This is a genomic window from Sphingopyxis sp. (assembly GCF_050725615.1).
Taxonomy (GTDB): Bacteria; Pseudomonadota; Alphaproteobacteria; order Sphingomonadales; family Sphingomonadaceae; genus Sphingopyxis.
The window spans coordinates 1-26,713 of the sequence record NZ_JBOHHU010000058.1 but is presented as its reverse complement, the minus strand read 5'-3'; the positions used below and the strand labels follow the sequence as shown (position 1 = coordinate 26,713).

Annotated in this window: 24 protein-coding genes; 9 read left to right on the top strand and 15 right to left on the bottom strand. The window is 66.2% G+C overall.

The genetic code is table 11. From position 1 onward, the window contains the following. Positions 1 to 38: 38 nt before the first annotated feature. From ACREB7_RS13975 to ACREB7_RS13955, 5 genes are all read right to left on the bottom strand, one after another. Positions 39 to 2,234: a CoA transferase gene (locus ACREB7_RS13975; protein ID WP_431592881.1), complete on the bottom strand. Its 2,196-nt coding sequence runs from the start codon at positions 2,232 to 2,234 to the stop codon at positions 39 to 41. 4 nt (positions 2,235 to 2,238) lie between these two features. Next, entirely contained in the window at positions 2,239 to 2,664 is a 426-nt protein-coding gene (locus tag ACREB7_RS13970; protein ID WP_431592880.1) for a Zn-ribbon domain-containing OB-fold protein, read from the bottom strand. A gap of 5 nt (positions 2,665 to 2,669) precedes the next feature. Continuing rightward, complete coding sequence (locus ACREB7_RS13965; RefSeq protein WP_431592879.1) at positions 2,670 to 3,887, bottom strand: thiolase C-terminal domain-containing protein; 1,218 nt, start codon at positions 3,885 to 3,887, stop codon at positions 2,670 to 2,672. A 68-nt stretch (positions 3,888 to 3,955) separates the two neighbouring features. Beyond that, entirely contained in the window at positions 3,956 to 5,182 is a 1,227-nt protein-coding gene (locus ACREB7_RS13960) for an alpha/beta fold hydrolase (protein WP_431592878.1), read from the bottom strand. Continuing rightward, on the bottom strand, positions 5,179 to 5,883 hold the full coding sequence (locus ACREB7_RS13955) for a FadR/GntR family transcriptional regulator (protein ID WP_431592877.1): 705 nt from the start codon (positions 5,881 to 5,883) through the stop codon (positions 5,179 to 5,181). The genes ACREB7_RS13960 and ACREB7_RS13955 overlap by 4 nt, the downstream gene beginning before the upstream one ends. Positions 5,884 to 6,001: 118 nt before the next feature. Between ACREB7_RS13955 and ACREB7_RS13950 the strand changes: the two genes are divergently transcribed. Further along, complete coding sequence (locus tag ACREB7_RS13950; RefSeq protein WP_431592876.1) at positions 6,002 to 7,117, top strand: amidohydrolase family protein; 1,116 nt, start codon at positions 6,002 to 6,004, stop codon at positions 7,115 to 7,117. 172 nt (positions 7,118 to 7,289) lie between these two features. Here ACREB7_RS13950 and ACREB7_RS13945 read toward each other — a convergent pair whose 3' ends face one another. The 9 genes from ACREB7_RS13945 to ACREB7_RS13905 all read right to left on the bottom strand — a co-directional run bounded on the left by ACREB7_RS13945 (position 7,290) and on the right by ACREB7_RS13905 (position 17,666). After that, entirely contained in the window at positions 7,290 to 8,540 is a 1,251-nt protein-coding gene (locus ACREB7_RS13945) for an MFS transporter (protein WP_431592875.1), read from the bottom strand. Positions 8,541 to 8,645: 105 nt separating this feature from the next. After that, positions 8,646 to 11,060, bottom strand: a complete 2,415-nt coding sequence (locus tag ACREB7_RS13940; RefSeq protein WP_431592874.1) for a TonB-dependent receptor — start codon at positions 11,058 to 11,060, stop codon at positions 8,646 to 8,648. A 119-nt stretch (positions 11,061 to 11,179) separates the two neighbouring features. Beyond that, on the bottom strand, positions 11,180 to 12,199 hold the full coding sequence (locus ACREB7_RS13935) for a DUF2889 domain-containing protein (protein WP_431592873.1): 1,020 nt from the start codon (positions 12,197 to 12,199) through the stop codon (positions 11,180 to 11,182). Positions 12,200 to 12,208: 9 nt separating this feature from the next. Then, a complete protein-coding gene (locus ACREB7_RS13930; RefSeq protein ID WP_431592872.1) occupies positions 12,209 to 13,003 on the bottom strand; it encodes an SDR family oxidoreductase in 795 nt (264 codons plus the stop codon). A 24-nt stretch (positions 13,004 to 13,027) separates the two neighbouring features. Further along, the gene (locus ACREB7_RS13925; protein ID WP_431592871.1) at positions 13,028 to 13,822 is read right to left on the bottom strand and encodes an SDR family oxidoreductase; all 795 of its coding nucleotides are present in this window, start codon (positions 13,820 to 13,822) and stop codon (positions 13,028 to 13,030) included. Position 13,823: 1 nt separating this feature from the next. Then, the gene (locus ACREB7_RS13920; RefSeq protein ID WP_431592870.1) at positions 13,824 to 14,642 is read right to left on the bottom strand and encodes an SDR family NAD(P)-dependent oxidoreductase; all 819 of its coding nucleotides are present in this window, start codon (positions 14,640 to 14,642) and stop codon (positions 13,824 to 13,826) included. Continuing rightward, entirely contained in the window at positions 14,642 to 16,141 is a 1,500-nt protein-coding gene (locus ACREB7_RS13915; protein WP_431592869.1) for a class I adenylate-forming enzyme family protein, read from the bottom strand. Before ACREB7_RS13915 ends, ACREB7_RS13920 begins: the two co-directional genes overlap by 1 nt. Beyond that, on the bottom strand, positions 16,141 to 16,905 hold the full coding sequence (locus ACREB7_RS13910) for an SDR family NAD(P)-dependent oxidoreductase (RefSeq protein WP_431592868.1): 765 nt from the start codon (positions 16,903 to 16,905) through the stop codon (positions 16,141 to 16,143). The genes ACREB7_RS13915 and ACREB7_RS13910 overlap by 1 nt, the downstream gene beginning before the upstream one ends. Next, complete coding sequence (locus tag ACREB7_RS13905; protein WP_431592867.1) at positions 16,902 to 17,666, bottom strand: SDR family NAD(P)-dependent oxidoreductase; 765 nt, start codon at positions 17,664 to 17,666, stop codon at positions 16,902 to 16,904. Before ACREB7_RS13905 ends, ACREB7_RS13910 begins: the two co-directional genes overlap by 4 nt. Before the next feature lie 85 nt (positions 17,667 to 17,751). Here ACREB7_RS13905 and ACREB7_RS13900 point away from each other — a divergent pair, with 85 nt between their 5' ends. The 5 genes from ACREB7_RS13900 to ACREB7_RS13880 all read left to right on the top strand — a co-directional run bounded on the left by ACREB7_RS13900 (position 17,752) and on the right by ACREB7_RS13880 (position 22,425). Next, positions 17,752 to 18,531: an enoyl-CoA hydratase/isomerase family protein gene (locus tag ACREB7_RS13900; RefSeq protein ID WP_431592866.1), complete on the top strand. Its 780-nt coding sequence runs from the start codon at positions 17,752 to 17,754 to the stop codon at positions 18,529 to 18,531. Positions 18,532 to 18,682: 151 nt separating this feature from the next. Beyond that, the gene (locus tag ACREB7_RS13895; protein WP_431592865.1) at positions 18,683 to 19,591 is read left to right on the top strand and encodes an SDR family oxidoreductase; all 909 of its coding nucleotides are present in this window, start codon (positions 18,683 to 18,685) and stop codon (positions 19,589 to 19,591) included. Beyond that, positions 19,588 to 20,343, top strand: coding sequence for an enoyl-CoA hydratase/isomerase family protein (locus tag ACREB7_RS13890; protein ID WP_431592864.1), 756 nt, complete (start codon positions 19,588 to 19,590; stop codon positions 20,341 to 20,343). The genes ACREB7_RS13895 and ACREB7_RS13890 overlap by 4 nt, the downstream gene beginning before the upstream one ends. Then, a complete protein-coding gene (locus ACREB7_RS13885) occupies positions 20,343 to 21,494 on the top strand; it encodes an acyl-CoA dehydrogenase family protein (protein ID WP_431592863.1) in 1,152 nt (383 codons plus the stop codon). Before ACREB7_RS13890 ends, ACREB7_RS13885 begins: the two co-directional genes overlap by 1 nt. 4 nt (positions 21,495 to 21,498) lie before the next feature. Beyond that, positions 21,499 to 22,425 carry an acyl-CoA dehydrogenase family protein gene (locus ACREB7_RS13880; protein WP_431592862.1) on the top strand — a complete coding sequence of 309 codons (927 nt, stop codon included), beginning with the start codon at positions 21,499 to 21,501 and terminating at the stop codon, positions 22,423 to 22,425. Positions 22,426 to 22,432: 7 nt separating this feature from the next. Here the strand turns inward: ACREB7_RS13880 and ACREB7_RS13875 are convergent, their stop codons facing one another. Continuing rightward, the gene (locus ACREB7_RS13875) at positions 22,433 to 22,993 is read right to left on the bottom strand and encodes a TetR/AcrR family transcriptional regulator (protein ID WP_431592861.1); all 561 of its coding nucleotides are present in this window, start codon (positions 22,991 to 22,993) and stop codon (positions 22,433 to 22,435) included. A 62-nt stretch (positions 22,994 to 23,055) separates the two neighbouring features. Between ACREB7_RS13875 and ACREB7_RS13870 the strand changes: the two genes are divergently transcribed. The 3 genes from ACREB7_RS13870 (at position 23,056) to ACREB7_RS13860 (ending at position 26,651) form a co-directional block, all read left to right on the top strand. Then, positions 23,056 to 24,246 (top strand): cytochrome P450, encoded by a 1,191-nt coding sequence (locus tag ACREB7_RS13870; RefSeq protein WP_431592860.1) that lies wholly within the window; start codon positions 23,056 to 23,058, stop codon positions 24,244 to 24,246. Positions 24,247 to 24,269: 23 nt separating this feature from the next. Then, on the top strand, positions 24,270 to 25,745 hold the full coding sequence (locus ACREB7_RS13865) for an aldehyde dehydrogenase family protein (protein WP_431592859.1): 1,476 nt from the start codon (positions 24,270 to 24,272) through the stop codon (positions 25,743 to 25,745). Between the two features lie 117 nt (positions 25,746 to 25,862). Beyond that, positions 25,863 to 26,651: an SDR family oxidoreductase gene (locus tag ACREB7_RS13860; RefSeq protein ID WP_431592858.1), complete on the top strand. Its 789-nt coding sequence runs from the start codon at positions 25,863 to 25,865 to the stop codon at positions 26,649 to 26,651. The last annotated feature ends 62 nt before the right edge of the window (positions 26,652 to 26,713 follow it).

Sequence of the window (26,713 nt, the reverse complement as noted above, 5' to 3'; positions counted from 1 at the left end):
CCCCAACCCCTCCCCTAAAGGGGAGGGGCTTATGTTACTCAGCCCACGATCCTGGCCTCGCGGAAGGCGGCGATTTCCGCATCCGAATAGCCGATTTCGCGGAGGATCTCGTCGCTATGCTCGCCGACGGCGGGGCAGCAGCGTTTGAACAGGACGGGGGTGTCACCGAAATTCCAGAAAGCGCCGGGCTGCTCGACGATGCCGTAGAGCGGCTGCGGCAGCACCGAGATCAGATTGAGTTCGCGGTTGAGCGGGTCGTCGAAGAAGCGGTGCATCGCATTCTCGAAATTCACGGCGTCGGCGGGGACGTCGGCAACTTCGAGGTCGGCGAGCAGGTCGGCGGCGTTGCACGCCTTGGCTCCGGCCTCGAAATCTTCGCCAAGTAGATCGCGGAGCGCGGCCTGCTGGTCGGGTTTGTGCGCGGCGACGGCGATCCACGCGCCGTCGGCGCATTCGTAGATACGGTGGTACGGCGAAAAGCCGGTCTGGTCGCTGGCGAGGTGATAGGTGTCGGTGAGTTCGCCGTCGGCGCCGATCAGCCGCTCGCCCTGCGTGAAGGCGGCCATGCCGAGCAGCGAGGTCTGGGTCGTGTAGCCGCGCCCGGTGGTGCGCTTTGCGTAGAGCGAGGCCATGAGTTCGACGAGGCAGCTTTGCGCGGTCGCGACGTCCATCGTGCCGGGGCGGTTGAAGACGGGGCGATTGCCCTCGCCGGCATTTTCGAACTCCCAGCCGGCGATCGCGTTGAAGATCGAGTCATAGCCCGGCCAGTTGCCGCGCGCGCCGCGCTGGCCATAGGCGCTCGAGTAATTGAACGCGATATCGGGGTTGTACTGACGGATGCCCTCTTCGCTGAGGCCGAGCTTCGCGGCGCCCTTGAAGCGCATATTGTGGTGGACCAGTTCGGCCCATTTCAGGAGCCGTTCGAGGATCGGCTGCGCGGCGGGATTGGTGAGGTCGAGCGCGAGGCTGCGCTTGCTGCGCGCCGCAGCCTGATAATAGCGGTGCATGAAGCGGATGCGGTCGCCGGTCAGCGCCTCGACCTTGATGACGTTCGCGCCCATGTCGCCCATCATCGACGGCCCCATCGGACCGGCGAGGAACATGCCGAGGTCAAGGACGCGCACGCCTTCGAGCACTTCGGCGGAGGCGGTGCCGCGGGCCGGTGCGGCTTTCGCAGGCCAAGCGACGTCGCCGCCTTCGCCGAGACGCGGGGCCGGGCGGCCCTGCGGCAGGTCGGCGTCGCTGTGGAAGGGGGTGTTCGGCTGGCGCGTCGGGCCGAGGTCGGGGTCGTCGACTTCGACCACGTAACGGTTGGCCTCAGCATCGTCGTGGCGCAGCACCTCGCCCATCGGGAAGGCGGGTTCGGCGGCGATGTCGGCGGCGCGGAGGTCGGCGAGCCAATTCTCGAGCGGGCGGAGCTTGAAGGCTTCGGCCTGTCCGGCCTCGGTCTCGAGATCGACGTCGGTCTCGGCCATGACGTCCCACATCGTCGGCATCGTGGCGTAATCGAACTGGCGGGTCGGATCCATGATCTGGAGCCAGTCGCCGCCCGCGCACTGGAAGAGCTGCTGCGCGATCGGGCGGGGCCCGGGCGAATAGGTCACCGGATTGGGCATCGGGCCTTCGCTGTTGCGCGCCCAGACGAGCGGCAGCGTCGCGAGGAAGCCCTGGAAGATCGAGGTGTGCGCGGGGCCGCCCTGCCCGGTCTGCAGCCGCATCACAAGGCGTGCGAGCAGGCCGGCGGCGGCGAGATGCGCGGCGGACCAGCTGCCCTGTTGGTAACGATAGGCGATGGGGCCGGCGCGGTGGCCGTCATTCTCGTACATCGCGCCGACGCGGGCGGCGACGAGCAGTTCGTCGTCGCTGCGCTCGACATCGGGATGGTTCGCGGGCGAACCGGTGATCGCGGTGACGACGAGGTGCGGGTGCCGCGCGGCGAGGTTGGCGTCGTCGAGGCCGAGCGCCTTGGCGCGCGATGGCGTGAATTGGTGGAGCAAGGCATCGGCGCCGGCTAGGCGTTCGTTGAGCATGGCCCGCCCCTCGGGCGTGTCGAGATCGAGCAGGAGACTCTTTTTGTTGCGGTTCCAGTTGGCGAAGGGCGCCGTGCCGCGCGCCGGGTCGCCGCCCGGACGCTCGACCTTCAGAACGTCGACGCCGAGTTCGGCCAGCATCAGCCCGGCGACCTGGACCGCCATGCCCTGCCCGATCTCGACGATGCGAAGGTCGCCCAGCATCGCGTCAGGCCTTGAAGTTGGGGAGGACCCAGCCGTCCTGGATCGGGGTCCAGTCGACGCTGACCTTCATCCCGATATGGACGTCCTCGGCATCGCAGCCCGAGACGTTCGCGTTGAGGCGGGTGCCCGGAGCGCCGTCGAGGTCGACGACGACGGGGACATAGACATAATCCTCGCCATTTTTCGGGTTCTTGTTGCAGATTGCATAGCTGAAGATCGTCGCGGTGCCGGGGAGCGTCGGCCAGTTCTTGGCGCGGCTGCCGCATTCGGGGCAGATCGCGGTCGGCGGCATGCGGAAATGGCCGCAATCGCCGCACTGGCACGCAGTGAGCTTGCCCTCCTTCGCCGCCTGCCAGAAGGGCTCGGTGTCGGGGTTGGTGGTGATGCGGATCTGGTCGCCGGGGAGCGCGCGGGCGGGGCCATAGGTCATTTCGGTCAGTCCTTGCGCAGGATGAGGCTGGAGACGGGGAGCGACGCCGGGCCGCCCGAGACGAGCGCGAATTCGGCGTCCCTGACCTGGTTGATCGCGGTGCCGCGTACCTGTTCGACGCCCTCGACGATATGCGTCATGCCGATGATATAGGCTTCGTTGAGATTGCCGCCGTGGGTGTTCACGGGGACGCCGCCATTGACGCCCTTGCCGGTCGCGGGATCATAACGGAGCTTGCCCGAGAGGACATAGTCATTGCCCTCTCCCTTCTCGCAAAATCCATAATCCTCGAGCTGCATCAGCACCATCGGGCTGAAATGATCGTAGATCAGCGCGACGTCCATGTCCTTCGGGGTCAGCCCCGATTGCGCCCAGACGCGGTCGGCGGTGAATTTGTGGCCCGAGCTTGCAAAATAAGGATCGGGCATGCCCATCCACGCGAAGGCGCGGCCCCATTCGCGCTGGCCACCATGGGCTGCGGCGTGGACGACGGCGGGCTTGTGGCGGCAGTCCCTGGCGCGGTCCATCGTCGTGGTGATGACCGCGACCGCGCCGTCGGTTTCGAGACAGAAGTCAAGGCGGCGGAGCGGATCGGCGAGCATCACCGAGGCGTCATATTGTTCCTTGGTCAGCGGCTCCTTGCGCACCGCCTTGGGCCGGTTGTGCGTATTGGCGCGGGTCGCCATCACCACCTCGCCGAAGGCGTCCTGTGTGGTGCCGTAAAGATGCATGTGGCGCCGCGCGAGCACCGACATCAGATGGCCGGGACCGACGAGGCCCGAGGGCTGGAGGAAGCTGTTTTCGGGATTGGGCGCAGCGGCGCCGAAGACGACGCCGAGGCGGTGCTGCGGCAATTGCTGCAGCGCCATCAGCGTGACCGTGTAGGTGCAATCCTCGTTCATCAGCCCCGCAGTGGCGAGGCCGATCGCGCCGGGACAGCCGCCGCCGCCGCTGGTCAGCGTCGCCGACCAGCTGATATGCGGCATGCCCAATGTTTCCATCAGGCTCGCGGTGTCGAACTTGTCGAGATAGCCCGCGCCGGCGGTCGAATAATAAGAGAAGCCGTCGATCTGCTTGTGGCTGATCCCCGCGTCGGCGCAGGCATTCATAATCGCCTCGGCCGCCATATCATTGATCGTGCGCGGCCAGCTTTTGCCGCGAACATAATAGTCGGTCGCCCCGACCCCCACGATCGCGCATTTGTCCTGATTGACCCAGGCCATCCGCCTCTCCTCCGATTCTAGTTATATAACTAGGTTGGATATGATGCTGACGGCTGCTTGTCCAGTCGTCAAGCGAAATGGAGTTTGCGATATTTGCCGCGGAAGTAGAGCAAGGGGTCGCGGCGCGGTTCGAAAATAGCCTTCAGGACCCGTCCGACGAGGATGAAATGGTCGCCGCCGTCGTGGACCGCGTCGCGCGAGCATTCGAAGCTGGAGAGCGATCCGGTGAGCACCGGGGTGCCATATTCGCCGATCTCCCAGGGGGTGACCCCGAAGCGATCCTCGCCCTTGCCGGCAAAGCGATTCGACGTCGGTTGCTGGCCGATCTGAAGCACATTGACCGCGAAGCGCTCGGCGGTGCGAAGATAATCGGCGCTGCTCGAGCTGTTGGCGACGCACACGAGCAGCAAAGGGGGATCGAGCGAGACCGAGGTGAAGCTGTTCGCGGTCAGCCCGACCGGGCTGCCGTCGGGGCAGATGGCGGTGACGACGGTGACCCCGGTCGCGAAACAGCCGAGCGCGTCGCGGAAGGTGCGCGCGTCGCTGCCGGCGCGAAATTCGGGCGAGCCGCGCGGAGCGCGGCGTTCGAGGAAGTCGATCAGGTAACCGCCGAGCGCATCGGCGCGGTCGTCGGTGACCACGAGCGCGCTATTTTCGACCTCGACCAGTTCGCCGTCGGGAAGCTGCGCAACGAAGGCGGCGGCGTCCGCTTTCGACACCAATTCGCTGATCGCGCCGCGCACATAGAGCGTCGGCAGCGCGATCTTGGCAGCGACACCATCGAGCCGGTCGGCCATGGCGGAAGTGTCGAGCGTGTCGAACAGGCGGACGTCCCATTGCGCCTGCCCGGGTGCGAGCGTCGCAGCCTCGCGGATGCGTTCGCCGACGCGGCGGGCCAGCACCGGGTCGACCTGCACCGGCGAGTCGACGAGGACGAGGCCCGAGGCGAGGACAGCCGCGTCGCGTTCGAGCGCGGCGCTCGCGATCCAGCCGCCCAAAGTCGAGGCGACGACGACGGGGCGCGTGCCCATCTGCGACAGCACGGCACGCAGATCCTCGACCAGCGCCTCGAAATCATAACGCGCATCCTCGGGCCATTCGCTGCCGCCATGGCCGCGCAGGTCGAGGCTGATGACGCGGCGGCCCGCCTGCTCGAGCGCGCTCGCAACGCCCGACCAGACGGCGCGGGTCTGGCCGGCGCCGTGGACGAGCAGCACCGCAGGATCGTTCTCGGCACCGATCACCTCGGCTTCGAGCCGGACGCCCGCGAAACCCCGATATTCGACGATGCTCATGCCTGTTTCTTCTCCTCGGTGCCGCCCAGGTGCAGCCATGCGTCGAACTGGTCCGACCGGCGGCGCATCATCAGCCGGGCGATGTCGGCATCGCCGTCGATGATCGCCTGGCACAGGCTGCGCTGCATCGCGCGGGTGCGTGCGCGCCGGTCGGGATCGGCGTAGAGGTCGCTGCCGCGTTCGTCGAGACCAAAGCTGTAGCCGATTTCGAGGATCAGCTCGACCACGGGATTGCCGCTCATGCCCGAGATCAGGCGCGCCATTTCGACCTCGGCCGCGATGAGTTCGCGTGGGGTGTCGCGGGCGTCGATCGTGGCGACGAAGGCCTGCAAGGCTTCGACGTCGGCGGCGCTGCGGCGGTGCGCGGCGGCGACGGCCGCCTCTTCGGAGACCGGGCGCGTGACCTGGATGACATGGCCGAGATTGGCGCCCTTCATGCGCAGGAAACGCGCGAGCGACTGGATCGCATCGCGCGCGTCGGGGCGCTCGGCATAATAGCCGCCCTGCGCGCCGCGGCGGATGCTGATGAGACGGTCGCGTTCGACGAGCTTCGCGGCCTGGCGCAGCGTCGGGCGGCTGACCCCGAAGCGGGCGAGCAGATCGTCTTCGGCGCCGAGGTGGGCACCGGGATCGGCGGCGAGGCTGAGGTTTGCGAGGTTCCGCGCGGTGCGAGTGGCGAGGGTTTCGGTTGCTATGGCCATATAGGTATCTGTTTAAGCCTCATTATGCTATATGTCCAGCCTGTGTAGCGCTTGACTTATATAACTAGGTATCTTTTAATCGCCGAAAGCCCAACAGCGAGTCGTGAGGAGAGAGCCCGTGAAACCCTTTGTGTTCAGCGCCGACAGCCACATCATGGAACCGTCGGACATCTTCCTCGACGGCCTGCCCGCGTCGCTCAAGGATCATGCGATCCATGCGCGAATGGAGGGCGAATATTTGGTCACCGGGACCAAGGACAAGATCATCTATCGCCTGCGCGTCGGGCAGCATCGCGAGAAGCAGCTCGGCGATGCGCAGCGGCGCGGGATCCGCGAAATCGCGGGACGGCTCGAGGATATGGAGATGGAGGGGATCGACAGCGAAATCTGTTTCCCCTCGCTCGGCCTGTGGCTTTACTGCCTGGACAGCCCCGATGCCGAAGCGGCGTCGGCGCGGCTCTACAACGACTGGAACGATAGTTTTCTCGGCGGCCATCCGAACCGCTTCGTGCGCTGCGGGATGCTGCCGGTACTCGATTTTTCGAACACGCGGGCCGAGCTCGACTATCTGGCGTCGAAGGGGTTCACCGCCGCAATGCTGCCGGCGGTGACGCCGCCGGGGCTGCCGAAGTATAATAACGAAGCCTGGGACCCGATCTTCGCCAGGGCGGCGTCGCTCGGCATCGTGTTCGTGATGCACACAGGGACGGGGCTGGAGAGCGTGATCGTCGAGCGCGGGCCCGGCGCGGGGATCATCAACTACACCAACCAGATGAACGATGCCCAGCACAGCGCAATGTATCTGGTGTCGGGCGGGGTGCTCGACCGCAATCCGGGCGCGAAGGTCGCGTTCATCGAGAGCGGCGCGAGCTGGCTCGTCGCGCTCGCCGAGCGGATGGACGAGGTGTCGGTGGCGCACGCGAATTTCGTGTTTCCCAAGCTCAGCCGTTCGCCGAGCCAGATCGTCGACGACCAGATCTGGGCCAGCTTCCAGCACGACCGCGCGTGCATCGCATCGGCGTCGGCGGGACTGCCGGGGGCGAAGAATGTGATGTGGGGATCGGATTATCCGCACGCCGAAGGGACCTTCCCGATCAGCCGCCGGATCGTCGACGAATTGTTCGAGGGCATGGATGTCAACGACGCGGTGCGGCGGAACATCCTGGGGCTGAATGCGGCGCGGCTGTTCGGGATAACACCCGAGGTGGCGACGAGCGAGAGGGTGGCGGCTTAACGCCCTTCCCCCCTCCCGCAAGCGGGAGGGTTGTGAGACCTGGTCCGACGCAGCCGGGTCTTTGGTCGAGCGGGGTGGGCACGCGACCTTGCAGCCTAGCCCACCCCGCTGCGACTAACGAACAAGTTCGTAAGTCTCGCTGCCCCTCCCGCCTGCGGGGGGGGGGGGGGTGTTATTCCGCCAGCGGCCTCGCGGTCCGGCCCGCCATGATCGCCGCTATCCCGCCCACCAGCAGGCAGCAGGACAGGATCGCCAGCGAGGGTTGCAGCGACAGCTCGCCATAGCCCGGGGTGAACGCCTTGCTGAGATAGCCGGCGACGGTGCCGCCCATTCCGACCCCCGCCAGCCCGATGAACATGTTGATCGTCGCCGACATCATCGCGCGCATCTGCACCGGCACCTGCGCGAAGCAGAGCGCGATGATCGGGCCGAGATGGAGCGTCATCATGAACTTCACGACGACAAAACAGGCGAGCGCGACATAGGGGTTGCCGGCGAGCGCGAAGCCGACGCCGAAGGGAAAGCTGACCAGCAGGCCGATCCCCGCGAACCAGCCGTTGAAGCCGGGCTTGGCCTGACCATAACGATCGCTGACCCAGCCCGCGACAAGATTGCCGATGACGAGCCCCGCCGCCATCGCACCGCCCAGCCAGAAGCCGGTCTCGGTCTTGTCCATGCCATGGACGCGCTGAAAGAAGGAGGCCCCCCACAGAATGAAGGCGAAGCCCGTGAGCGGGACCATGCAGAGCAGCAGCCCGACCCAACGCAGCGAGGTGCTGGCGGCCATGGTGCGGAGGACCTCGCCAAGGCTGGTCTGCGGCGGTGCCACCGGCTCGACCACGCCGCGCCGGCGCGGTTCGGCAGCGAGCAGATAGACGAGCAGCCCGACGCCGATGCCGGGCAGGCCGACGATCAGGAAGACGGTGCGCCAGTCATACCATTGCGACAGCCAGCCCGCGAGCGCGAGCCCGCCCGACAGGCCGACGGCGTTGGCGGCGAGCATCACCGAGATGATCGTCGTGCGGCGGTCCTTGGGGAAAATGTCGGTGAGCAGCGACATGCCCGCCGGTCCGGCCCCCGCCTCGGCGGCGGCAAGGCCGATGCGCGCGAGCAGCATTTGCAGGAAATTGTTGGCGAAGGCCGAGAGCGCGGTCGCGACGCTCCAGATCGAGACGCACACCGCGATCACGAGGCGGCGGTCGCCGCGATCGGCGTAGCGTGCGATCGGAAAGGCCGCGATCGCGTAGAAGGCCGCGAAGGCGATGCCGGTGAGCAGCCCGAGCTGGCCATCGTCGAGACCGAGCTCGACCTTGATATCGTCCTGGAACAGCGTGAAGACCTGGCGATCGACATAGCTGAGGATCGCAACGACGATGAGCAGGGCCAGCGTAAGGCCGCGGCGGCTCGACAAGTCCGAAGGCATATTCTTCCTTTCGCGGGGGGAACGCAGGTCAAAATCGGGGCAAAAAAAGAGGGAGGTCCGGCAAGCCGTCCCTCCCCCAATGCTCCGAGGAGCGCCCTGTGGTCTTCAGAATTTGAAGGTCCCCGTCACGCCATAGCTGCGCGGTTCGTTGTACGAGGTGCCGATGTAGATATTGCTCAGCAGCAGCGTATATTGCTGTTCCTGGTCATTGGTCAGGTTCTTGCCCCACAGCGCCAGTTCGAAATTCTTTTCCGGACCGAAGCTGAGCGCGACGCGCGCGTTGAGGATGCCGAGCGAACCCGAATTCTTCACTGCCGCGACCTGGGCCGCCTGCGCCGGGGTCAGGCCAAGGCCGCCGATACCGGTCGAGGTATAGAGGCTGGTGGGCGCCTCCAGCTGCGGCATCTTGCCCTGCCAGGCGTAGACGACATTGGCATCGAGACCGACGCTGCCGAGGTCCTTTTTGAGGTTCGCACCGACCGAGAACTGCTTCTTGACGATGCCGACGAACGCATAGTCCGATTTGTCGACCGGAACGATGACCTGGCTGCCGAAGGCCCCCGACACACCCTTGCCTTCGTAACGGGTATATTTGGGATCGGTCAGCGCGCCGTTGGCGAACACGGTGAAACCATCGGTGACTTCGAACGCGGCGTCGAATTCACCACCCCAGGTTTCGGTGTCGGCATTTTCGATCACCGTCTGGCTCTGGCCGTTCGGCGCCAGCACCGGGCTGCGCTGCGCACCCTTCACGACATTGTGATAACCCGCGATGTTGAAGTGGGCGCGGCCGTCGAGGAAGGTCGTCTTGATGCCGACTTCCTGTTCATAGACGATTTCGGGCTGCGACGGGATCGAGTCCGCCAAGGTCAGCGTGCGCAGTTGCAGCGCGCCCGACCGATAGCCCTTGCTGTGCTTGGCATAGAGCAGGACATCTTCGGTGACGTCATAGTCGACGCCGAAGGTGTAGGAGAGATTGGTGAAATCCTCCTTGTTCGTGCGCAGGCACGGGATCGCCGTGGCGAACGGGCTGCACCGCACGAAGACGTCGGTGTTGTTGGCGACGTCGCCCGACTGGGTGGTCACACCCTTGTCGTCGATCGAATAGCGCAGGCCACCGGTGATGCGGAGGGCATCGGTCAGCTTGAAGTTGAGCTGGGTGTACATGCCGTAGCTGTTGTTATCGAGCGAGCCGCTGAAGTTCGACCAGTTGGTCGCGCCGACAAACTGCGGCGGCACCGTCGGACCCGCGGTGAAGGTGGCGCCGAACAGGTTCGAACGCGACTGATCGAAGCCGGTTTCCTTGAAATAGGTCAGACCCGCAGCGAAGTTCAGCCGATCGTCGAAACCGGTGCCGGTGACCTGCAGCTCGGACGAATATTGCTTCAGGTCCTGCGTGCCCTCGGTGAAGTGGCCCGCAAAGCTCGAACCGTCGAGGTCGACGAGATTTTCGCTCTGGATGCCGCGATAGCCGTTGATCCAGCGCACCTGGCCGAAGCTGGTGTCGAGGATGAACTTGGCCGCATAGGTCTGGGTGCGGGTGTCGTTGAAGATGCCGCGCGGATCGGCGCCGCGAACGGCAGTCGGCGGGGTGATCGAGACACGGTTGGGATTGCCGTCGAACTGCGCGCGGTCGGTCGCGGCGATGCCGTCGACGATCGGCTTGGCGGCGCCGAAGTTCGGCGGCGCGTTGAAGAAGAGATTCTGGCGCGCCGGACCGTCGATGAAGGTGTCATACCATTCGCCCGACAGGATCAGTTCAAAGGTGTCGGTGGGTTTCCAGCCGAGCTTGACGCGGCCGTTCCACGTCTCGCGGCCTTCATATTTGCGGCCGCTGTCGACGTCGGTCTTGTAGCCGTCGCGCTTCTGATAATAGAGCGCGCCGCGGATCGCGAGTTCGTCGCTGAGCCCGAGGTTGAGGACCGCCTGACCCGTCCGCTCGTCGAAGCGGCCATAGGTGGCGCTGACCTTGCCCGAAACTTCGCCGTAGCGCGGATTGGCGGTCTGGATCAGCACCGCGCCCGCCGAGGTGTTGCGGCCGAACAAGGTCCCTTGCGGGCCCTTGAGAACCTGGACGCTTTCGACATCGACGAGCTCGGTGTTGAGACCATAAGCGCGCGCGATGTACAGCTCGTCGAGATAGGTGCCGACCGACGGTTCGAGCGTCGCGATATTGTCGTTCTGGATCTGGCCGCGCATCGACAGGGTCAGGGCGGTCGGGTTGTTGCCGGCGCCGCGGATGTTGAAGCCCGGGGTGAAGGTCGCGATTTCGTCGACCTTGTTGATGCCCTGCTCGGTCAGCTTTTCGCCGCTGAACGCGGTGATCGCGATCGGGGTGTCCTGGATGTTCGCATCCTGCTTGGTCACGCCGATGACGACGATCGCATCATCGTCATATTCGGTCTCGTCGACAGCAAGGGTGGTGCCCTGCGCGAAGGCCGACGCCGACGAGAGCGCCATCGCGGCCATCGAAACCGCCACCAGCAATCGGGCCGAATCGCGCTTTTGCTTGAAAATCATGGTCAACATCCTCCCCACGAGGCTTCCTGGCGTCCTCGCTTGGCCAGTTATATAACTAAGTCTAACACGTCAGACAAGTGGATTGCTGAAATTTGTCGCAGAACGTTACGGAAATGGCGTCAATCGTCATTTCCCGGCAACATCGCTGCGAGCGCGGGCACGTCGGCCAGCGCGCGCAGCACGTCGTTGAGGTGCGTACAACCAATGGTGCCGACGAGCGTGTCGAGCACCGCCTGCCGGAATTCCGCGACATTCTGCCCGACCATGCGCGCCGCCTTCATCGAGGCTCCGGGACATTCGCGAAACGGCAGGATCAGCGGCAAGGCCTGCAGGGCGAGCAAGGTGCCGTCGGCTTCGTCGATTTCGGCATAGACGCGATATTCGTGGATCGCGGTGCGGGTGCCGGCCGGATTGGGGCCGCTGTCCTGGAACCCGGCGTCGACCTTGATGACCCCTTCGGCGCGCCACAGGTCGATGCGGCGGGCGCGGCGGGCGAGCGGACGCCCTTCCTGGACTGGCAGGTCGTGCCAGCCGATCAGATCGTCGGGATGGACGAGCGGGCCCACCTCGGTCGCCGACTGGTCGCTATGGTCAACGCTGCCGTCCTCGGACAGCGAACTGCCGCCCTCGGTGAAGCCGGTGCAGATGTTAACCATGCGGCCCTTGCTGCCCGCCCCCAATCTCTCGCGGTTCGCGCGCATGCGTTCGTGCCAGTCGGGGACCCAGCGCGACCAGATCCACCCGGCGACAAGGCTGGCGCCGGCAAAATCGTCAAGCACCTGGAATAGCGGCGTACCGCGCAGGTCGCCGAGCGTCGCGGCCAGCGCCTGCCGGCTCGCGCCCCCTGCCCGCACCCCGACCATCTCCTGCGCGCGCGCATGGAGCGGGGCGACCTCGATCTCCATGATCTCGCGCGCGGGCGACGTGCGGATGCGAAACGCGCCGCTGTCCAGCACCACCGGCTCACCCGCGAACGGCGTGAGCAGGTCGCGCGCGCGGCCCGCCATGATCCATGGCTGGCCGAAGCCGTCGGGCCAGTCCGAGTCGATCGAACTGGTGCGGCGGATCGAACCCGGCCGGCGAAGCGGTGCGGGTCCTGCCGACTGGCGCGCGAAAGGAAATTGCTGGGGTGCGTTCAAGTCATTATCCTATTTGGGGGGCATACGGATCGCGCCGTCGAGGCGGAGGGTCTGGCCGTTGAAATAGCCGTTGCGCGCGAGTTCGAGCACGAGCGACCCGAATTCGTGCGGATGGCCGAGGCGTTTCGGGAAGGGCACCGAGGCGGCGAGGCCTTCGAAGATCGCGGGCGCCCGATCCTTGACCGCAAGCATCGGCGGGGTCGCGAAGATGCCGGGCATGATCGAATTGACCCGGATGCCGAGGTCCATCAGGTCGCGCGCGAGCGGCAGGACGAGGCCGTTGACGCCGGCTTTCAGCGATCCGTAGCCGACCTGCCCGATCTGCGCATCCTGCGCCGCCGCAGAGGCGGTCAGCACGATCGCGCCGCGCTCGCCATCGTCGTTGAGCGGATCGGCATTGGCCATGCCGAGCGCCGCGAGCGACGCGAGGCGGTAGCTCGCAATCAGGATGCCCTGCGCCGAAAAGGCATAGTCCTCGGTCGAATAGCGGACATAACCGCCGCTGGTCTTGTCGAAGCGGACGGTCTTGCCGCCCTTCGAGATTTGCGCGCAGTGGACGAGGATGCGTTCCTGGCCATGCGCGGCGCGCGCGGCTTCGTAACCCGCGACGACGCTGTCCTCGCTGGTGATGTCGACCTTGCAGAAGACGCCGCCGATCGCGTCGGCGACCGCCTTGCCGCCCTCTTCATTGACGTCGAAGATCGCGACCTTGACGCCCTCGCCCGCCAGCGCCTCGGCGCTCGCGCGGCCGAGGCCCGAGGCGCCGCCAGTCACCACCGCCGCAATGTCATTTCCCAATTTCATGTCATATCCTTTGATTGCTAATCGTTACTGCAGAACTTCGAGATTGCCACCATCGATCACGAGCACCTGGCCGGTGATGAAGCCGGCGCGGTCCGAGCAGAGGAAGGCGGCGGCCGCCGCCATATCCTCGGGCGTGCCCATGCGCGGGATCGGGTAATGGCTGGTGCGCTCGGCGATATGCTCGTCATAGGTCTGGCCCTGCGCCTCGGCGATCTTCGTGAACACCGCCTTGAACTGCGGCGTCGCGATCGCACCGGTGCCGAGCGTGTTGACGGTGATGCCCATCGGGCCGAGTTCGGCTGAGATCGTCTTCGACAGTGCGAGCGCGCCGACGCGGTAGGTGTTCTGTGCCGCGCGCGCGAGCTTGCGGTGCGGCGCCTTCACCGAATTGGTGCCGATGGTGAGGATGCGGCCCCAGCCCTGCTCCCGCATATGCGGGATCACCGCCTGCACCGCCCAGCGGAAGGCCATGACATTGTTGGTATTGGCGGCGGCGAAAGTGTCGTCGTCGACCTCGAGGAATGAGCCCTTGGGACCGGAATCGACGTTGAAGATCAGGATATCGGGCGGACCGAAGGCGTCAGTTGCAGCTTGCACGGCTTTGGCGATGCCCTCCTTGCTCGTGCAGTCGGCGGAAACGCCGATGACCTGACCGCCGGCCGCCTGCACGGCGGCCACCGCGTCGTCGATCGTCGATTGCGTGCGCGCCGCGATGACGATGCGACAGCCCTCGCGCGCGAACTCGTGCGCGCAGCCGAGGCCGATGCCCTTCGACCCGCCGAAGACGAGCGCGACCCTGCCTTTGATCCCGAGATCCACCCTAGGGCGCCTTTCCTTGCTGGAGCTTGAGCCGGTTCTGCAGGATGTCATTGCGTCCCGGCGAGGCGGCGACGGTCGAGCCGCCGTCCATCTTGATCGTCGTACCGGTGATATAGTCGGAACGCGCCGAGGCGAGGAACAGCGCCGCATGCGCGATGTCGGCGGGCGTACCCGCGCGCCCGACCGGCACCGTTGCGCCATAGGCGGCGAGACCGTCGTCGCCGAGCACCGATCGCGCGCGGTCGCTGGCGACGAGGCCGGGGTTGATCGCGTTCACGGTGATCCCCTCGCCCACCACATCGCCCGCTGCGGCGCGGATGAAGGCGTCGAGCGCGGCCTTGGCCATGCCATAGGCGGTCATATTGGGCACGACGTTGAAGGTGCCATTGATCGATCCGATGGCGATGAAGCGGCCGCCGTCCCGTGCGTTGCCCAGATACGGGCGTGCAGCGTCGAGCAGCCACCAGGCTGCCTTGGCGATGCTGGCGAACCCCGCTTCGAGCCGCTCGTCGTCGACATGGCCGAGCCCGCCGTGCGGGATGTCGGCGGCAGCGTGGACGATGATATCGACGCCGCCGAACGCCTGCACCGTCGCTTCGACGAGCGCGCGGCAATCGGCGTGCTTGGCAATATCGGCGGCGAAGCATTCGGCGATGCCGCCCGCCTTTTCGATCCCCGCCTTCACATCCTCGGCATGGGAGATGGTGCGCGCGCCGAGCATGACTTCGGCGCCGGCGGCAGCGAAGGCTTCGGCGATGCCGCGCCCCACCCCCTTGCCGCCGCCGGTGACGATCACCGATTTTCCGGCAAAGCTTTCCATCAGCCTTCTCCTGCAAACAAGGCGCGCAGCCCGGGCGCCGAGGGTTTCATCGACGGGGTGCGCGGGAAATCGGGAACGATGCGGATATGGACAGGAACCTGATAGGCGATCAGCCGGTCCCTGAGCCACGCCTTGAGGTCGCCGGTCGCGGGCGCGGGGGCGCCGTCCCTGAGGATGATCGCGGCGGCGGGGACGGCGCCAAGGCGCTCGTCGGGAACGCCGACGACGGCCGCCTCGCGGATCGCCGGATGGGCGTTCAGCGCGGCGACGACATCGTCGGGATGAATCTTGAAGCCGCCGCGGATGATCGCATTGTCGGCGCGGCCGCGGATGAAGAGGAAGCGGTCGGCGTCGAGGACGGCGCGATCGGTGGTGCGCAGCCATATAAGGTCGTTGCCGAGCTGCTTGCCCTTGATCTCGAGCAGGCCTTCGGCGCCGTGCGGCAGGATCGCGCCGCTTTCTGCATCGACGATGCGCGCCTCGATATCGGCGTGGACGCGGCCGACCGCGCCGCGCTTTTCAGGCCAGAGCTTCCGGAAATCGTCGATCGTCCAGCCGGCGATCGCGCCCGCAAATTCGGTCGCGCCATAATTGCTGCAGATCGGGATGCCGTATTTCGCCATGAAAGCGTCGACGAGGTCGGGCGCGAGCGGCGCGGTGCCGGTGATCAGCGATTTCAGGCTCGACAGGTCCGCAGGATCGACGTCGGCGTCGAGCAGCATGCGCACCGCCGACGGGACTGCCGAGGCGACTGCGGGGCGGTTGCGGCGCACCGCCGACACCCAGGCCTCGACGCTGAATTTTTCGAGCAAGGCGATCCGCCGCCCCGCCGCGAGCGCCCCGATGCAGCCATAGATGCCGCCGATATGGGTGAGCGGATTGACCACCATCGTGCAGCCCGAATTGAGCCGCGGCGGATCATCGAAGCTGCGCCCGCGCTCATATTTGGTGAAGCCGCGAAAGCTGGCGTCGAAGGCGTCTCGGCTGAGTGGTACGCGCTTGGGCGTGCCGGTGGTGCCGCTGGTGAGCATCTCGATCGCGACACCGGGCGAGGTCTGGATTTGCGTGCGCACCTCGCCCTGCACGACGCGGACGCCCTTCAGATGCGGGTCGATTTCGATGATGGCGGAACCGGTGCGGGCGAGCGCTTCGGCGAGGCCGGGGCGGGCAAGGTCGGTGGCGTCGGCGATGATTGCGGGGAGGCCGAGCGTCTCGACGTCGGCGAAGAGCATCGCGTCGGGCAGGATCGGGTTGAGCGTGACCAGACAGCGGTCGGTCGAGAGCACCGCGACGATCGCCGCGACATGGCCGGGGCGGTTGCGCAGCATCACCCCGACGCGGGCGTCCTCGGGCAGGCCCATCGTATCGAGCGCGGCCTCAATTGCGCGGACATTCTCGGCGATCTGCTGCCAGCTATAATCCGTCCCGCCGAAATCGATCTGCGTCCGGTCGGGGTCGAGCGCCATGATCGCGCGCAATTTTTCGGTCATCAAGGCCATCAGAGCGCGAGGCCTCCGCTCGCCTCGATCACCTGCCCCGTGACCCAGCGCGCATCGTCGCCGAGCAGCATCATCACCGCGCCGGCGATATCTTCGGGCTCGCCGAGACGTCCCATCGGGGTGTGCTTCGCGGTGGCCTCGTCCCAGCCGGGCTGGTCGCGCAGCGCAGTGATAAAATCGGTCGCCACCGCGCCGGGGGCGATGCAATTGCAGGTGATCTGCCGTTTCGCCACGGTGAGCGCGGTGCTGAAGGTCAGGCTCTGGATCGCGCGCTTGGTCATCGCATAGCTGGCGGCAAAGGGCTGGCCGACCTTGCCCGACATCGAGCCGATGTTGACGATCCGCCCGCCGTCGCGGAGGCGCGGCAGCGCGGCCTGGGTGACGAAATGCGGACCCTTCACATTGACCGCGAAAAGCTCGTCGAACAAGTCCTCGCCCGCACCCTTGAGGGTGCCGTCGCGCCCGCCACGGCCGACCCCGGCGTTGTTGATCAGGATATCGAGATTGGGCGCGCCGCCGAACTGCGCGTCGCAAGCGGTGAACATCGCCTCGATGCCCGAGAGCGACGAGACGTCGGCCTGCACCGCAAAGGCCTTGCCGCCCGCAGCTTCGATCTCGGCGACCATCGCCTCGGCGGCGTCCTTGCTGCCCGCATAGTTGACCGCAACATGCGCGCCAGCCTGCCCCAGCCGCCGCACGATCGCGGCGCCGATGCCGCGCGAGCCGCCGGTGACGAGCGCGGTCTTTCCAGTCAATTCGCTCACAGGAACAGCCCTCCGCTGGCTTCGACGATCTGGCCGGTGACCCAATGCGCCTCATCGCGGCAGAGCATCATCACCGCGCCCGCGATATCCTCGGGCACGCCGAGGCGCTTCATCGGGGTGAGCTTCGAGGTCGCCTCGGCCCAGCCGGGCTTTTCGAGCAGCGCGGTGTTGAATTCGGTATCGACCGCGCCGGGCGCGACAAGGTTGCAGGTGATGCCGCGGGGGCCGACGACGACCGCGGTCGATAGGGTGAGGCTCTGCAGCGCGCGCTTGGTCGCGGCGTAAGCGGCGAAGGGCGGCAGCGCCGAGCGCCCCCCGAGCGAGCCGATGTTGATGATGCGCCCGCCGTCGCGGAGGCGATCGAGGCAGAGCTGGGTGATGAAATGCGGCGCCTTCTGGTTCACCGCGATCATACGGTCGAACAATTGCTCGTCGCATTTTTTGAGGCTGCCGGCATCGCCCTCGCCGCCAACCCCGGCGTTGTTGATGAGGATGTCGAGATTGGGGGTGCCGCCAAAGGCCGTATCGCAGGCCGCGAGCATCGATGTGATGCCCGCCATGGTGCCGACGTCGGCCTGGACGGCAAAGGCCTGCCCGCCATCGGCGACGATCTCGGCGACGAGCGTGTCGGCGGCATCTTTGCTGCCCGCATAATTGACCGCGACATGCACGCCCGCGTGCCCGAGTCGGCGCGCGATCGCCGCGCCGATGCCGCGCGATGCGCCGGTGACGAGCGCGGTCTTTCCGCTGAGCTCCGCCATTTTCTCTCTCCCTTACCGTTTCGACATAATTGACTTAGTTATATATGTCGTGCAAGCCCTGCCCGAAAAGAAAATGGGAGTGGAGATGGCCGAACTGATCCAAAGCGAGCGCGAGGGCGCCTTGCGCATCCTGACGCTGAACCGGCCCGACCGGCACAATGCGATGGACGACGCCATGTCGTCGCTGTTCCAGAAATTGCTGGGCGAGGCGCTGGACGAGAGTGAGTCGAGCACGATCCTGATCCGCGCCAATGGCAAGAGCTTCTGTTCGGGGCGCGACACCAATGTGCTCGGCCACCGCGCGCGCGACGAGAGCGATTTCCACTTCATCCGGCGGCACCAGGAAGGGCGGCTGAAGATGCAGGAATCGACCAAGCCGATCATCGCGGCGCTGAAAGGCGGCGCGATCGGCGGCGGGTGCGAACTGGCGCTCGCGGCCGATATCCGCATCAGCGACACGACGCTGAAGCTGGCGTTGCCCGAGATATTATACGGCGTGCTGCCCGACACCGGGGGCACGCAGATGATGACCGCGCTGATCGGGCCGTCGCGCACCAAATATATGGTGATGTCGGGGCAGAAGATCGACGCCGCGACCGCGCTCGAATGGGGAGCGGTCGACTTCGTCGTTCCGCCCGAAGAACTCGACGCCAAGGCGCTGGAGATCGCGCGCGACATCGCGGCGCGGCCGCCGATCAACCTCGCGCTGGCGAAGGAGATGATCAACCTGATGCACGGCCCGACGATCCGCACCGGCACGCGCGCCGAGCTCTACGCGCAGAGCTATCTGTTCAAGACCGAAGACTATCAGGAAGCCCGCGCCGCGATCCGCGAGAAGCGCGCGCCGAGCTACAAAGGGAAATAGCGATGGAAGTCCGAGCGATCCTCCCCCAACGGGGTAGGGGGACCATGCGAAGCATGGTGGAGGGGCACATGCAGTCGGGCGCCCCGTATGAACTCCTGTACCCCTCCCCCACCCTTCGGGTGGTCCCCCTCCCCGTGCCGGGGAGGATCTGATGCTCCCTCACCCTCCCCCCTTAGGCGCCAAGGCGCTGCCCGATGGCACCTATGCCGGTCAGGTTGTCGCCGTCACCGGCGGCGGCACCGGGCTTGGCAAGGGCATGGCCATCGAGTTCGCGCGGCTGGGCGCGAAGGTCGCGGTGCTGAGCCGCAAGCCCGACCATCTGGCGGCGGGCATCGCCGCGATCGAGGCGGTCGGCGCCGAGGTCATCGCGGTCGCCTGCGACGTGCGCGATCCCGATGCGATCGCCCGCGCCTTCGACGAGATCGAGGCCAAGCTCGGCCCGGTCGATGTGCTGATCAACAATGCCGCAGGCAATTTTCCCGCGCCCACCGAGGAAATGACCCCGAACGGCTTTCGCACCGTCGTCGATATCGTGCTCAACGGCACCTATAATTGCAGCCGCGAATTTGCGATCCGCCGGCTCGCAGCGGGGCTGCCGGGGGCGATCCTCAATATCGGCGCGACGTACAGCTGGACGGGTGGTCCGGGGACGTCGCACTCGGCGGCGGCGAAGGCGGGGGTGACCAATCTCACGCAGAGCCTCGCGGTCGAATGGGCGCCCGACAGCATCCGCGTCAATTGCATCGCGCCGGGACGCTTCCCGCACGACGATTTGCCCGCCCATATGACGCGCCACCGCGAGGGCGAGCGCGGCGACAATACGATCCCCGGGATGCGCGTCGGCGAAGTGCGCGAACTGGGCTGGGCGGCGACCTTCCTCTGCTCGCCCTATGCGACCTATATCAGCGGGCATACGTTGGTGGTCGATGCGGCGAACTGGCTACGCCGGTCGCTGGTGATGCCCGAGTTCGTGCCGATCCGCGAACAATTCGGCAAGCGCGCGATGGAAAGCGGCAGCGCGCGTGAGGCGATCGCGAAGACGCGCGGGGACGGCGCATGAGCGAGTTGCTCGTCCTGCGCGAGGACAAGGACGGCGTCTGCACGCTGACGCTCAACCGGCCCGACAAGCGCAACGCGATCAACCGCGAGTTGTTCCGCGAATTTCGCGCGCATATCCGCGATATCGAGGAGGGTGTCGGCGATGCCGGGCTGGTGGTGATCACCGGCGCGGGCGAGCATTTCTGCGCGGGGCATGATTTGAAATCGCCGCCGCACGCCGATGCGCTCGGCTGGCTGCGGCAGGAAATGCTGATCGTCGAGCGGCTCACGAAGCTGCGCCAGCCGGTGATCGCGAAGGTTCGCGGCACTTGCTACACCGGCGGGCTCGAACTCGCGCTCGCGGCCGATTTCATCGTCTGCGGCACGAGCGCGCGCTTCGCCGACACGCACGGGAAGTGGGGGCTGGTTCCGGGGTGGGGGCTGTCGCAGCGGCTACCGCGGCGGGTCGGGCAGGCGAAGGCACTCGAGATGATGCTGACCTGCCAGCCCTATGCGGGCGAGGATGCGGTCGCGATTGGGCTCGTCAACTATTGCGTCGCCGATGACGCGCTCGACACGAAGGTCGCCGAACTGGCCGCGTTGATCCTCAGCAACAGCCGCCACAGCAATGCCGAGAACAAGCGGCTGATCTACGACACCGACGGCATGGGGATCGCCGCCGGGCTGAACCATGAATTGATGCGCAACGCGGGTTTCGACCCGGCGATGCGCAAGAAGGGCGAACCGATCGCCGCTGCGAAGAAGCCCGGCTGATGGACATCGGATTTTCGCCAGAGGAAACGCGCTTTCGCGAGGAATGTCGGGACTGGCTGCACGCCCATGTACCCGCCGAAAAGCGCCCGCTCGACGCCAGCGACGCGATCGGGTTCGACAAGGCGTGGCAGCGGCGCTTGTTCGACGCCGGCTGGGCGGGGATCAACTGGCCGACCGACTATGGCGGGCGCGGCCTGTCGATCGTGCAGCAGGTCATCTGGCTCGAGGAATATGCAGCAGCGCATGCGCCGTGGATCGGGGCGAATTTCGTCGGGATCAACCATGGCGGCCCGACGCTGATCCTGAACGCGAGCGAGGCACAGAAAGCGTATCACCTGCCGCGCATCCTGAAGGGCGAGGCGATCTGGTGCCAGGGTTTTTCGGAACCCGGCGCGGGGTCGGACCTCGCGGGCATCAAGACGCGCGGTCGGATCGAGGGCGACGAGCTGGTCATCAACGGGTCGAAGATCTGGACGAGCTTCGCGCATGTCGCCGACTGGCAGGAACTGGTGCTGCGGACCGAGGAGGGCTCGCTGCGGCACAAGGGGCTGAGCTGGGTCATCTGCGACATGCACGCACCGGGGATCACCGTACGGCCGATCCGCAAGATGTCGGGGCAGACCGAATTCGCCGAGGTCTTCTACGACGATGTGCGCATTTCGCTGACCAATGTCGTCGGCGGGCTGGGCAACGGGTGGAAGGTCGCGATGTCGACCTTGAGCTTCGAGCGCGGCACGGGCTTTATCGCCGACCAGGTCAAGCAGTCGCAGGAGATCGAGGAACTGATCGCGGCGGCGCGCGCCAACGGCATGATCAAGGACGACCGCATCGCCGACCAATTGGCGCAGCTGCGCGCCGAGGTCGCGGCGGTGCGCGCGATGACATATCGCAACATCTCCGAAGTCGCGCGCACCGGCCAGCCGGGACCCGAGGCGTCGGTGATCCGGCTCTTCACCTCCGAACTCGGACAGCGGCTCGAACGCATGGCGGTGCTGCTGATGAGCGAGGCGATCATCGACTTCGCCTATGGCGACGATGACGCCGTGGGCGATTATCTGCGCGGTTTCGCCGCGACGATCGCGGGCGGCACGGCGCAGATCCAGCGCGACATCATCGGCGAGCGGCTGCTCGGCCTTCCGAAATCGAGGTAAGCGCATGGACCTGACCCCGAACGACGAGCAGATCGCTTTCCAGACCGCGACCGCCGACTGGTGCCGCGACAATATGGCGCTCGAAGGCGCGCGGGCGCGGCCCGACGGGCTGTGGGCCGAACTGGAGGCGATGGGCTGGACGGGCCTGACCGCGCCCGGGATGGACATCGACCACGCGACCGAGGCTTTGGTGTTCGCCAAGCTCGGGCGTTTCCTTGCGCCGATCGGGCTGCTCTCGACGGCGGTGGCGAGCCGCTGGTTCCCCGATGTCGTAGAAGGCAAGGTCGCGCTGGCGCTGACCGCAAGCGAGCCCGATCCGTTGCGCGTGCTCGACCCGGCAGGATCGGGCGCGGTGCTGATGGGCGGGTCCGGCGGTCTGCGGCTGTTCGACCTGCCCGACAGATTCACCGACCAGAGCGGGACGCTGCACATAATCCCGCATGCGCCGACGATCGACCTGTCGACCCTGCAGAGCCGCCACGAATGGACGACCTCGCTATGGACCGGGGACGCCCCTGCCCCGCCGCTGCACCTGCAATTGCTGAGTGCGGCCTATGCGGTCGGCTGCGCCGACGCGGCGCGCGACATGGCGGCGGACTATGCCAAGCTGCGCGAGCAGTTCGATCGGCCGATCGGCTGGTTCCAGGCCTTGAAGCATATGTGCTCGGACATGGCGGTGCGCGCTGCGGCGGCGCGGTCGCAGCTCTATTATGCGGCGTGCGCGCTCGACGAAAATGCTGCAGACGCGGCCTTCCATGTGGCTGCAGCAAAACGGCTCGCCGACCAGGCGGCTCTCGACAATGGGCGGGCGAATATCCAGGTCCATGGCGGCATCGGGATGACCGACGAGGCGGCGGCGCACCTGCCGCTGAAGCGTGCGCATCTGTTGCAGTTCATCGCCCCGGCGGCGCGCGAAGCCCTGCTGGTCTGATGCGATGTCACGCGTCGACGATGGCCTGGAACTCGCGTTCGAGCCATTGCCGCAGGCGCGGTTCAACGCGGCCGGCGAATTCGGCGAGCGGGAGCTGGTCGCGATAGGCAAAGAAGCCGAGCGAGACCATCATAAAGCGCGCCGCCTTCACATCGGCGTCGCCGCCGCCGAACCAGTGTTTGAGCGGCTCGAACACGCGTTCGCGCAGCAGGCGTTGCGCAATCGCGCGCGCCTCGCGGTCGGAAGCGGCGCTGAACATCATCGGCAGTGGGCTGACGCGGTCGTCCTCGTCGGCAAAACGCGCGACGATCATCTTGCCGAACTGGTCCTTGGGCAGGTCGGTCATCAGCCGGGTGTTGAGCGCCGCGTCGAGCGCAGCTTCGAAGAGTTTGAGCTTGCCGCCGAAATAGCGGCTGACCAGCGACGGGTTGACCCCGGCGAGCGCGGTGATGTCGCGCACCCCCGCCTCGGCAAAGCCTTTCGCCGCGAAAATTTGCTGCGCAGCATGAAGAATTGCTGCGCGGGTGCGGTCGGCGTCGCGGGCCGGTGCTTCGATCGTCGTTTCCATAAACTCTCCCCGTTGACTCGACATGTAAACCATCGTTTACTTACGTCAATGGGAGAGAGACAATGACCGAGTCGCAGACGTCGGCGCGTTCGCCGGTGTATGAATTCGATTATATCGCCGACCCCGGCGTGCTGGCCGATTGCCACGATCGTTATTGGGAGCTGAAGGAGACCGCGCCGCCGGTGTTCTGGACCAGCGCGCATGGCGGCCATTGGGTGTGCAACACCGGCGCAACGGTGCAGCATGTGGTGCGACATCCCGAGCTGTTCTCGAGCCGCTATTTGTCGATCCCGCCCAATCCCGACCAGCCCAAGATGATCCCCGAGATGCTCGATCCGCCCGAGCATCGGCCCTATCGCCAGATGCTGCGGCCTTTCTTCGAATCCAAGGCGATCGAGCCGCTCGACGGGCGCATCGCGGCGTGGACCGACCAGTTGCTCGATGAGGTCGTCGGCAAGGGCGAATGCGATTTCGTCGAGGCGATCGGCTCGCGCCTGCCCGTCGCGGTCTTCATGGAATTATTCGGCTTCCCGATGGAGAAGTTCGAGGAATTCCGCGCCCTCGTCACCGGCTTTTTCCACTCGCAGGCGAGCAACGAAAACCGCAACCAGCTCGCGCAGGCAATCGTCGGCAACCTTGCCGAGCTGATCCAGGCGCGCATGGCCGAGCCCAGGGACGACATGATCTCCAAGATCATCGCAGGCGACGTCGATGGACGCAAACTGAACTTCGAGGAGTTGATGTCGATCGGTTTCCTGATGTTCCTCGCCGGGCTCGACACGGTGACCAACGCGATGAGCTTCGGCATGCGCCACCTCGCGCATGACGAGACATTGCGCCAGCGCGCGATCGACGACCCGGCGGTGATCCCGAACATGGTCGAGGAATTGCTGCGCCGCTACGCCTTCGTCGCGACGCCGCGCTACGTCACCGAGGATACCGAGCTTGGCGGCGCGCAACTGCGCGCGGGCGACTGCATCCTCGCGCCGCTGCCGCTCGTCGGCTGGGACGAGGCGCTGACCGAGGATCCGAAGACGGTGTCGGTCGAACGGCAATTCTACCGCCACGCCGCCTTCGGCTCGGGCATCCACACCTGCCTCGGCCTGCATCTCGCGCGCATGGAACTGATCATTTTCTACCGCGCCTGGTTCGGCCGCATCGGCCATTTCCGGCAGGTCACCAAGGGCGACGAAACGTGCCGCGGCGGCAGCGTGATGGCGCTCGAACATCTGCATCTGGCTTGGAACGCCTGAACATTTCATTGGGAGATAGAGACATGGCAAGCGCAGCACCCGCAGTGCATCTGCATCTGGGGCACGAACAGCGGACGAGCGGCAGCGGCGGCACGCATCCGCACCTCCACCCGGTCAGCCAGCAGACACAGGCCGATATCCCGCTCGCCGGCGCGAAGGAAGTCGAGGAAGCGGTCGCCAAGGCTGTCGCGGTGCAAGAGGATTGGCGGCGGACCGCGCCGGAGACGCGCCGCGATATCCTCAATCGCCTCGCCGACCTGCTCGAAGCGAACAAGGCGGAGCTGGCGCGCATGGCGGCGCTCGACGGCGGTACGACGTTGATGGTCGGCGAACGCGGGGTCGATACCGCGGTTGGCTGGACGCGCTATTATGCCGGCTGGTGCGACAAGATGTCCGGCGAGCTGATCTCGACCTTCGATACGCGCGGCGAGCTGAGCTATACCGTGCCCGAGCCGATCGGCATCGTCGGCATCATCATCACCTGGAACGGCCCGCTGATCTCGCTCGGCATGAAGGTCGCGGCGGCGCTCGCGGCGGGCAATTGCGTGATCTGCAAGCCTGCCGAAATCACCCCCTTCGCGCCGGAGATGTTCGCGCGGCTGTGCAAGGAAGCGGGGGTGCCCGACGGGGTGCTGTCAATCTTCCCCGGCACCGGCGAAGCGGGCGACGCGATCGTTCGGCACAAGAAGATCCGCAAGATCAGCTTCACCGGCGGGCCGATCACCGCGCGCAAGATCCTTACGGCCTGCGCCGAGGAGATCAAGCCGAGCGTCATGGAACTCGGCGGCAAGTCGGCAAGCCTCGTCTTCCCCGATTGCGACATCCAGGCGGCCGCCGAGCGCGCGGTGTTCTGGACCGTCGGCTGCCTGTCGGGGCAAGGCTGCGCCCTCCCCACCCGCCAGCTCGTCCATGCCGACATCTATGACGATTTTGTCGCGCGGCTGAAAGCGATCATCGGCCAGTTCAAGGTCGGCGACCCGCTCGATCCGACCGTCGCGGTCGGTCCCGTCATCAATAAGGCGGCGGTCGAGCGGATCACCGGCATGTTCGATCGCGCCAAGGCCGACGGCGCCGCGACCTTTCTGCTCGGCGGCGGACGCTGCGGCGGTGACCTCGCCGAGGGCAATTTCATCGAGCCGACCCTGATCGTCGATGCCGACCCCGATCACGAGATCAGCCAGGTCGAGATTTTCGGACCCGCCGTTGTCGTGATGAAATTCCATAGCGAGGATGAGGCGGTCGCGATCGCCAACAACAGCGAATATGGCCTCGCCGCCTATATCCAGTCGAACGATCTGCAGCGCGTCCACCGCCTGTCCGAGCGGCTGAACGCGGGCGGCGTCTATAATAATGGCGGGTTCCAGATCAATCCGCACACACCTTTCGGGGGCATCGGCATCTCGGGCTTCGGCAAGGAAGGCGGCAAGGCGGGGATCGACGAATTCCTCCACTACAAGACCGTCACCATCGGCGTCGGCGCGCCGATCTTTCCGAAGTGAGCTAAGTTCCCCTCCCGCTTGCGGGAGGGGTTAGGGGAGGGTCTGTTACCTCCCCACCATTACAATATTCGGGACAGGCCCTCCCCCGGCCCCTCCCGCAAGCGGGAGGGGAGATTTATGCCTGACTTCACCAACGACCAGTTCCGGCTCGACGGCAAGGTCGCGATCGTCACCGGCGCGGGCGGACGCGGCAACAGCATCGGGCGCGCCTATGCGGTGGGGCTCGCCAATGCAGGCGCGAACGTCGTGGTCGCCGATCTCAACAAGGAAGGCGCCGAGCGCGTTGCGGGCGAAATCAACGACGCCGGCGGCAAGGCGATCGCGGTGCAGGTCGACATCGCAGACGAGGCGTCGGTGGCGGCGATGATGGAGACGACGAGCGCGGCCTTCGGCGGGCTCGATATTCTCGTCAACAATGCCGCGCTGATGGTCGAGGCAGTGGGCACCCCCGCGATCCAGACAAGCATCGCCGATTTCGACAGGCTGATGCGCGTCAACCTGACAGGCGCGCTGATCTGTTCGAAGGCGGCGGTGCCTTTGTTCCAGGCGCGCGGGGGCGGCAAGATCGTCAACCAGCTCTCCGCAGGTGGCTTCCCGGCGCAGACGACTTACGGGATCAGCAAGGTCGCCTTGCTCGGGCTGACGACGACGCTGGCGACCGAGCTTGGGCGGATGAACGTCAACGTCAACGCGATCGCGCCGGGGATGACGATGTCCGACGCGGGCAAGGCGCTGACGCCCGAGGAAAGCCCCTTCGTGCAGGCGGCGATGGCGCGGGTGGTGAAGCAGCCGCGCGGCGAGCCGCAGGATCTGGTGGGCGCGTTGCTGCTGCTCTGTTCACCGGCGGGCGACTGGATCACGGGACAGGCGCTCAACGTCGACGGCGGGTTTATCATGCGGAATTGAACACCTCGTCATTGCGAGCGAAGCGAAGCAATCCAGGGCGGTTTACGCACGCTCTGGATTGC

Excerpts from the sequence above, each read along its gene's own strand:
- ACREB7_RS13975 (WP_431592881.1), bottom strand. The coding sequence starts at position 2,234 with ATGCTGGGCGACCTTCGCATCGTCGAGATCGGGCAGGGCATGGCGGTC.
- ACREB7_RS13970 (WP_431592880.1), bottom strand. The coding sequence starts at position 2,664 with ATGACCTATGGCCCCGCCCGCGCGCTCCCCGGCGACCAGATCCGCATC.
- ACREB7_RS13965 (WP_431592879.1), bottom strand. The coding sequence starts at position 3,887 with ATGGCCTGGGTCAATCAGGACAAATGCGCGATCGTGGGGGTCGGGGCG.
- ACREB7_RS13960 (WP_431592878.1), bottom strand. The coding sequence starts at position 5,182 with ATGAGCATCGTCGAATATCGGGGTTTCGCGGGCGTCCGGCTCGAAGCC.
- ACREB7_RS13955 (WP_431592877.1), bottom strand. The coding sequence starts at position 5,883 with ATGGCCATAGCAACCGAAACCCTCGCCACTCGCACCGCGCGGAACCTC.
- ACREB7_RS13945 (WP_431592875.1), bottom strand. The coding sequence starts at position 8,540 with ATGCCTTCGGACTTGTCGAGCCGCCGCGGCCTTACGCTGGCCCTGCTC.
- ACREB7_RS13940 (WP_431592874.1), bottom strand. The coding sequence starts at position 11,060 with ATGATTTTCAAGCAAAAGCGCGATTCGGCCCGATTGCTGGTGGCGGTT.
- ACREB7_RS13930 (WP_431592872.1), bottom strand. The coding sequence starts at position 13,003 with ATGAAATTGGGAAATGACATTGCGGCGGTGGTGACTGGCGGCGCCTCG.
- ACREB7_RS13920 (WP_431592870.1), bottom strand. The coding sequence starts at position 14,642 with ATGGAAAGCTTTGCCGGAAAATCGGTGATCGTCACCGGCGGCGGCAAG.
- ACREB7_RS13915 (WP_431592869.1), bottom strand. The coding sequence starts at position 16,141 with ATGGCCTTGATGACCGAAAAATTGCGCGCGATCATGGCGCTCGACCCC.
- ACREB7_RS13905 (WP_431592867.1), bottom strand. The coding sequence starts at position 17,666 with ATGGCGGAGCTCAGCGGAAAGACCGCGCTCGTCACCGGCGCATCGCGC.
- ACREB7_RS13900 (WP_431592866.1), top strand. The coding sequence starts at position 17,752 with ATGGCCGAACTGATCCAAAGCGAGCGCGAGGGCGCCTTGCGCATCCTG.
- ACREB7_RS13895 (WP_431592865.1), top strand. The coding sequence starts at position 18,683 with ATGCTCCCTCACCCTCCCCCCTTAGGCGCCAAGGCGCTGCCCGATGGC.
- ACREB7_RS13890 (WP_431592864.1), top strand. The coding sequence starts at position 19,588 with ATGAGCGAGTTGCTCGTCCTGCGCGAGGACAAGGACGGCGTCTGCACG.
- ACREB7_RS13885 (WP_431592863.1), top strand. The coding sequence starts at position 20,343 with ATGGACATCGGATTTTCGCCAGAGGAAACGCGCTTTCGCGAGGAATGT.
- ACREB7_RS13880 (WP_431592862.1), top strand. The coding sequence starts at position 21,499 with ATGGACCTGACCCCGAACGACGAGCAGATCGCTTTCCAGACCGCGACC.
- ACREB7_RS13875 (WP_431592861.1), bottom strand. The coding sequence starts at position 22,993 with ATGGAAACGACGATCGAAGCACCGGCCCGCGACGCCGACCGCACCCGC.
- ACREB7_RS13870 (WP_431592860.1), top strand. The coding sequence starts at position 23,056 with ATGACCGAGTCGCAGACGTCGGCGCGTTCGCCGGTGTATGAATTCGAT.
- ACREB7_RS13865 (WP_431592859.1), top strand. The coding sequence starts at position 24,270 with ATGGCAAGCGCAGCACCCGCAGTGCATCTGCATCTGGGGCACGAACAG.
- ACREB7_RS13860 (WP_431592858.1), top strand. The coding sequence starts at position 25,863 with ATGCCTGACTTCACCAACGACCAGTTCCGGCTCGACGGCAAGGTCGCG.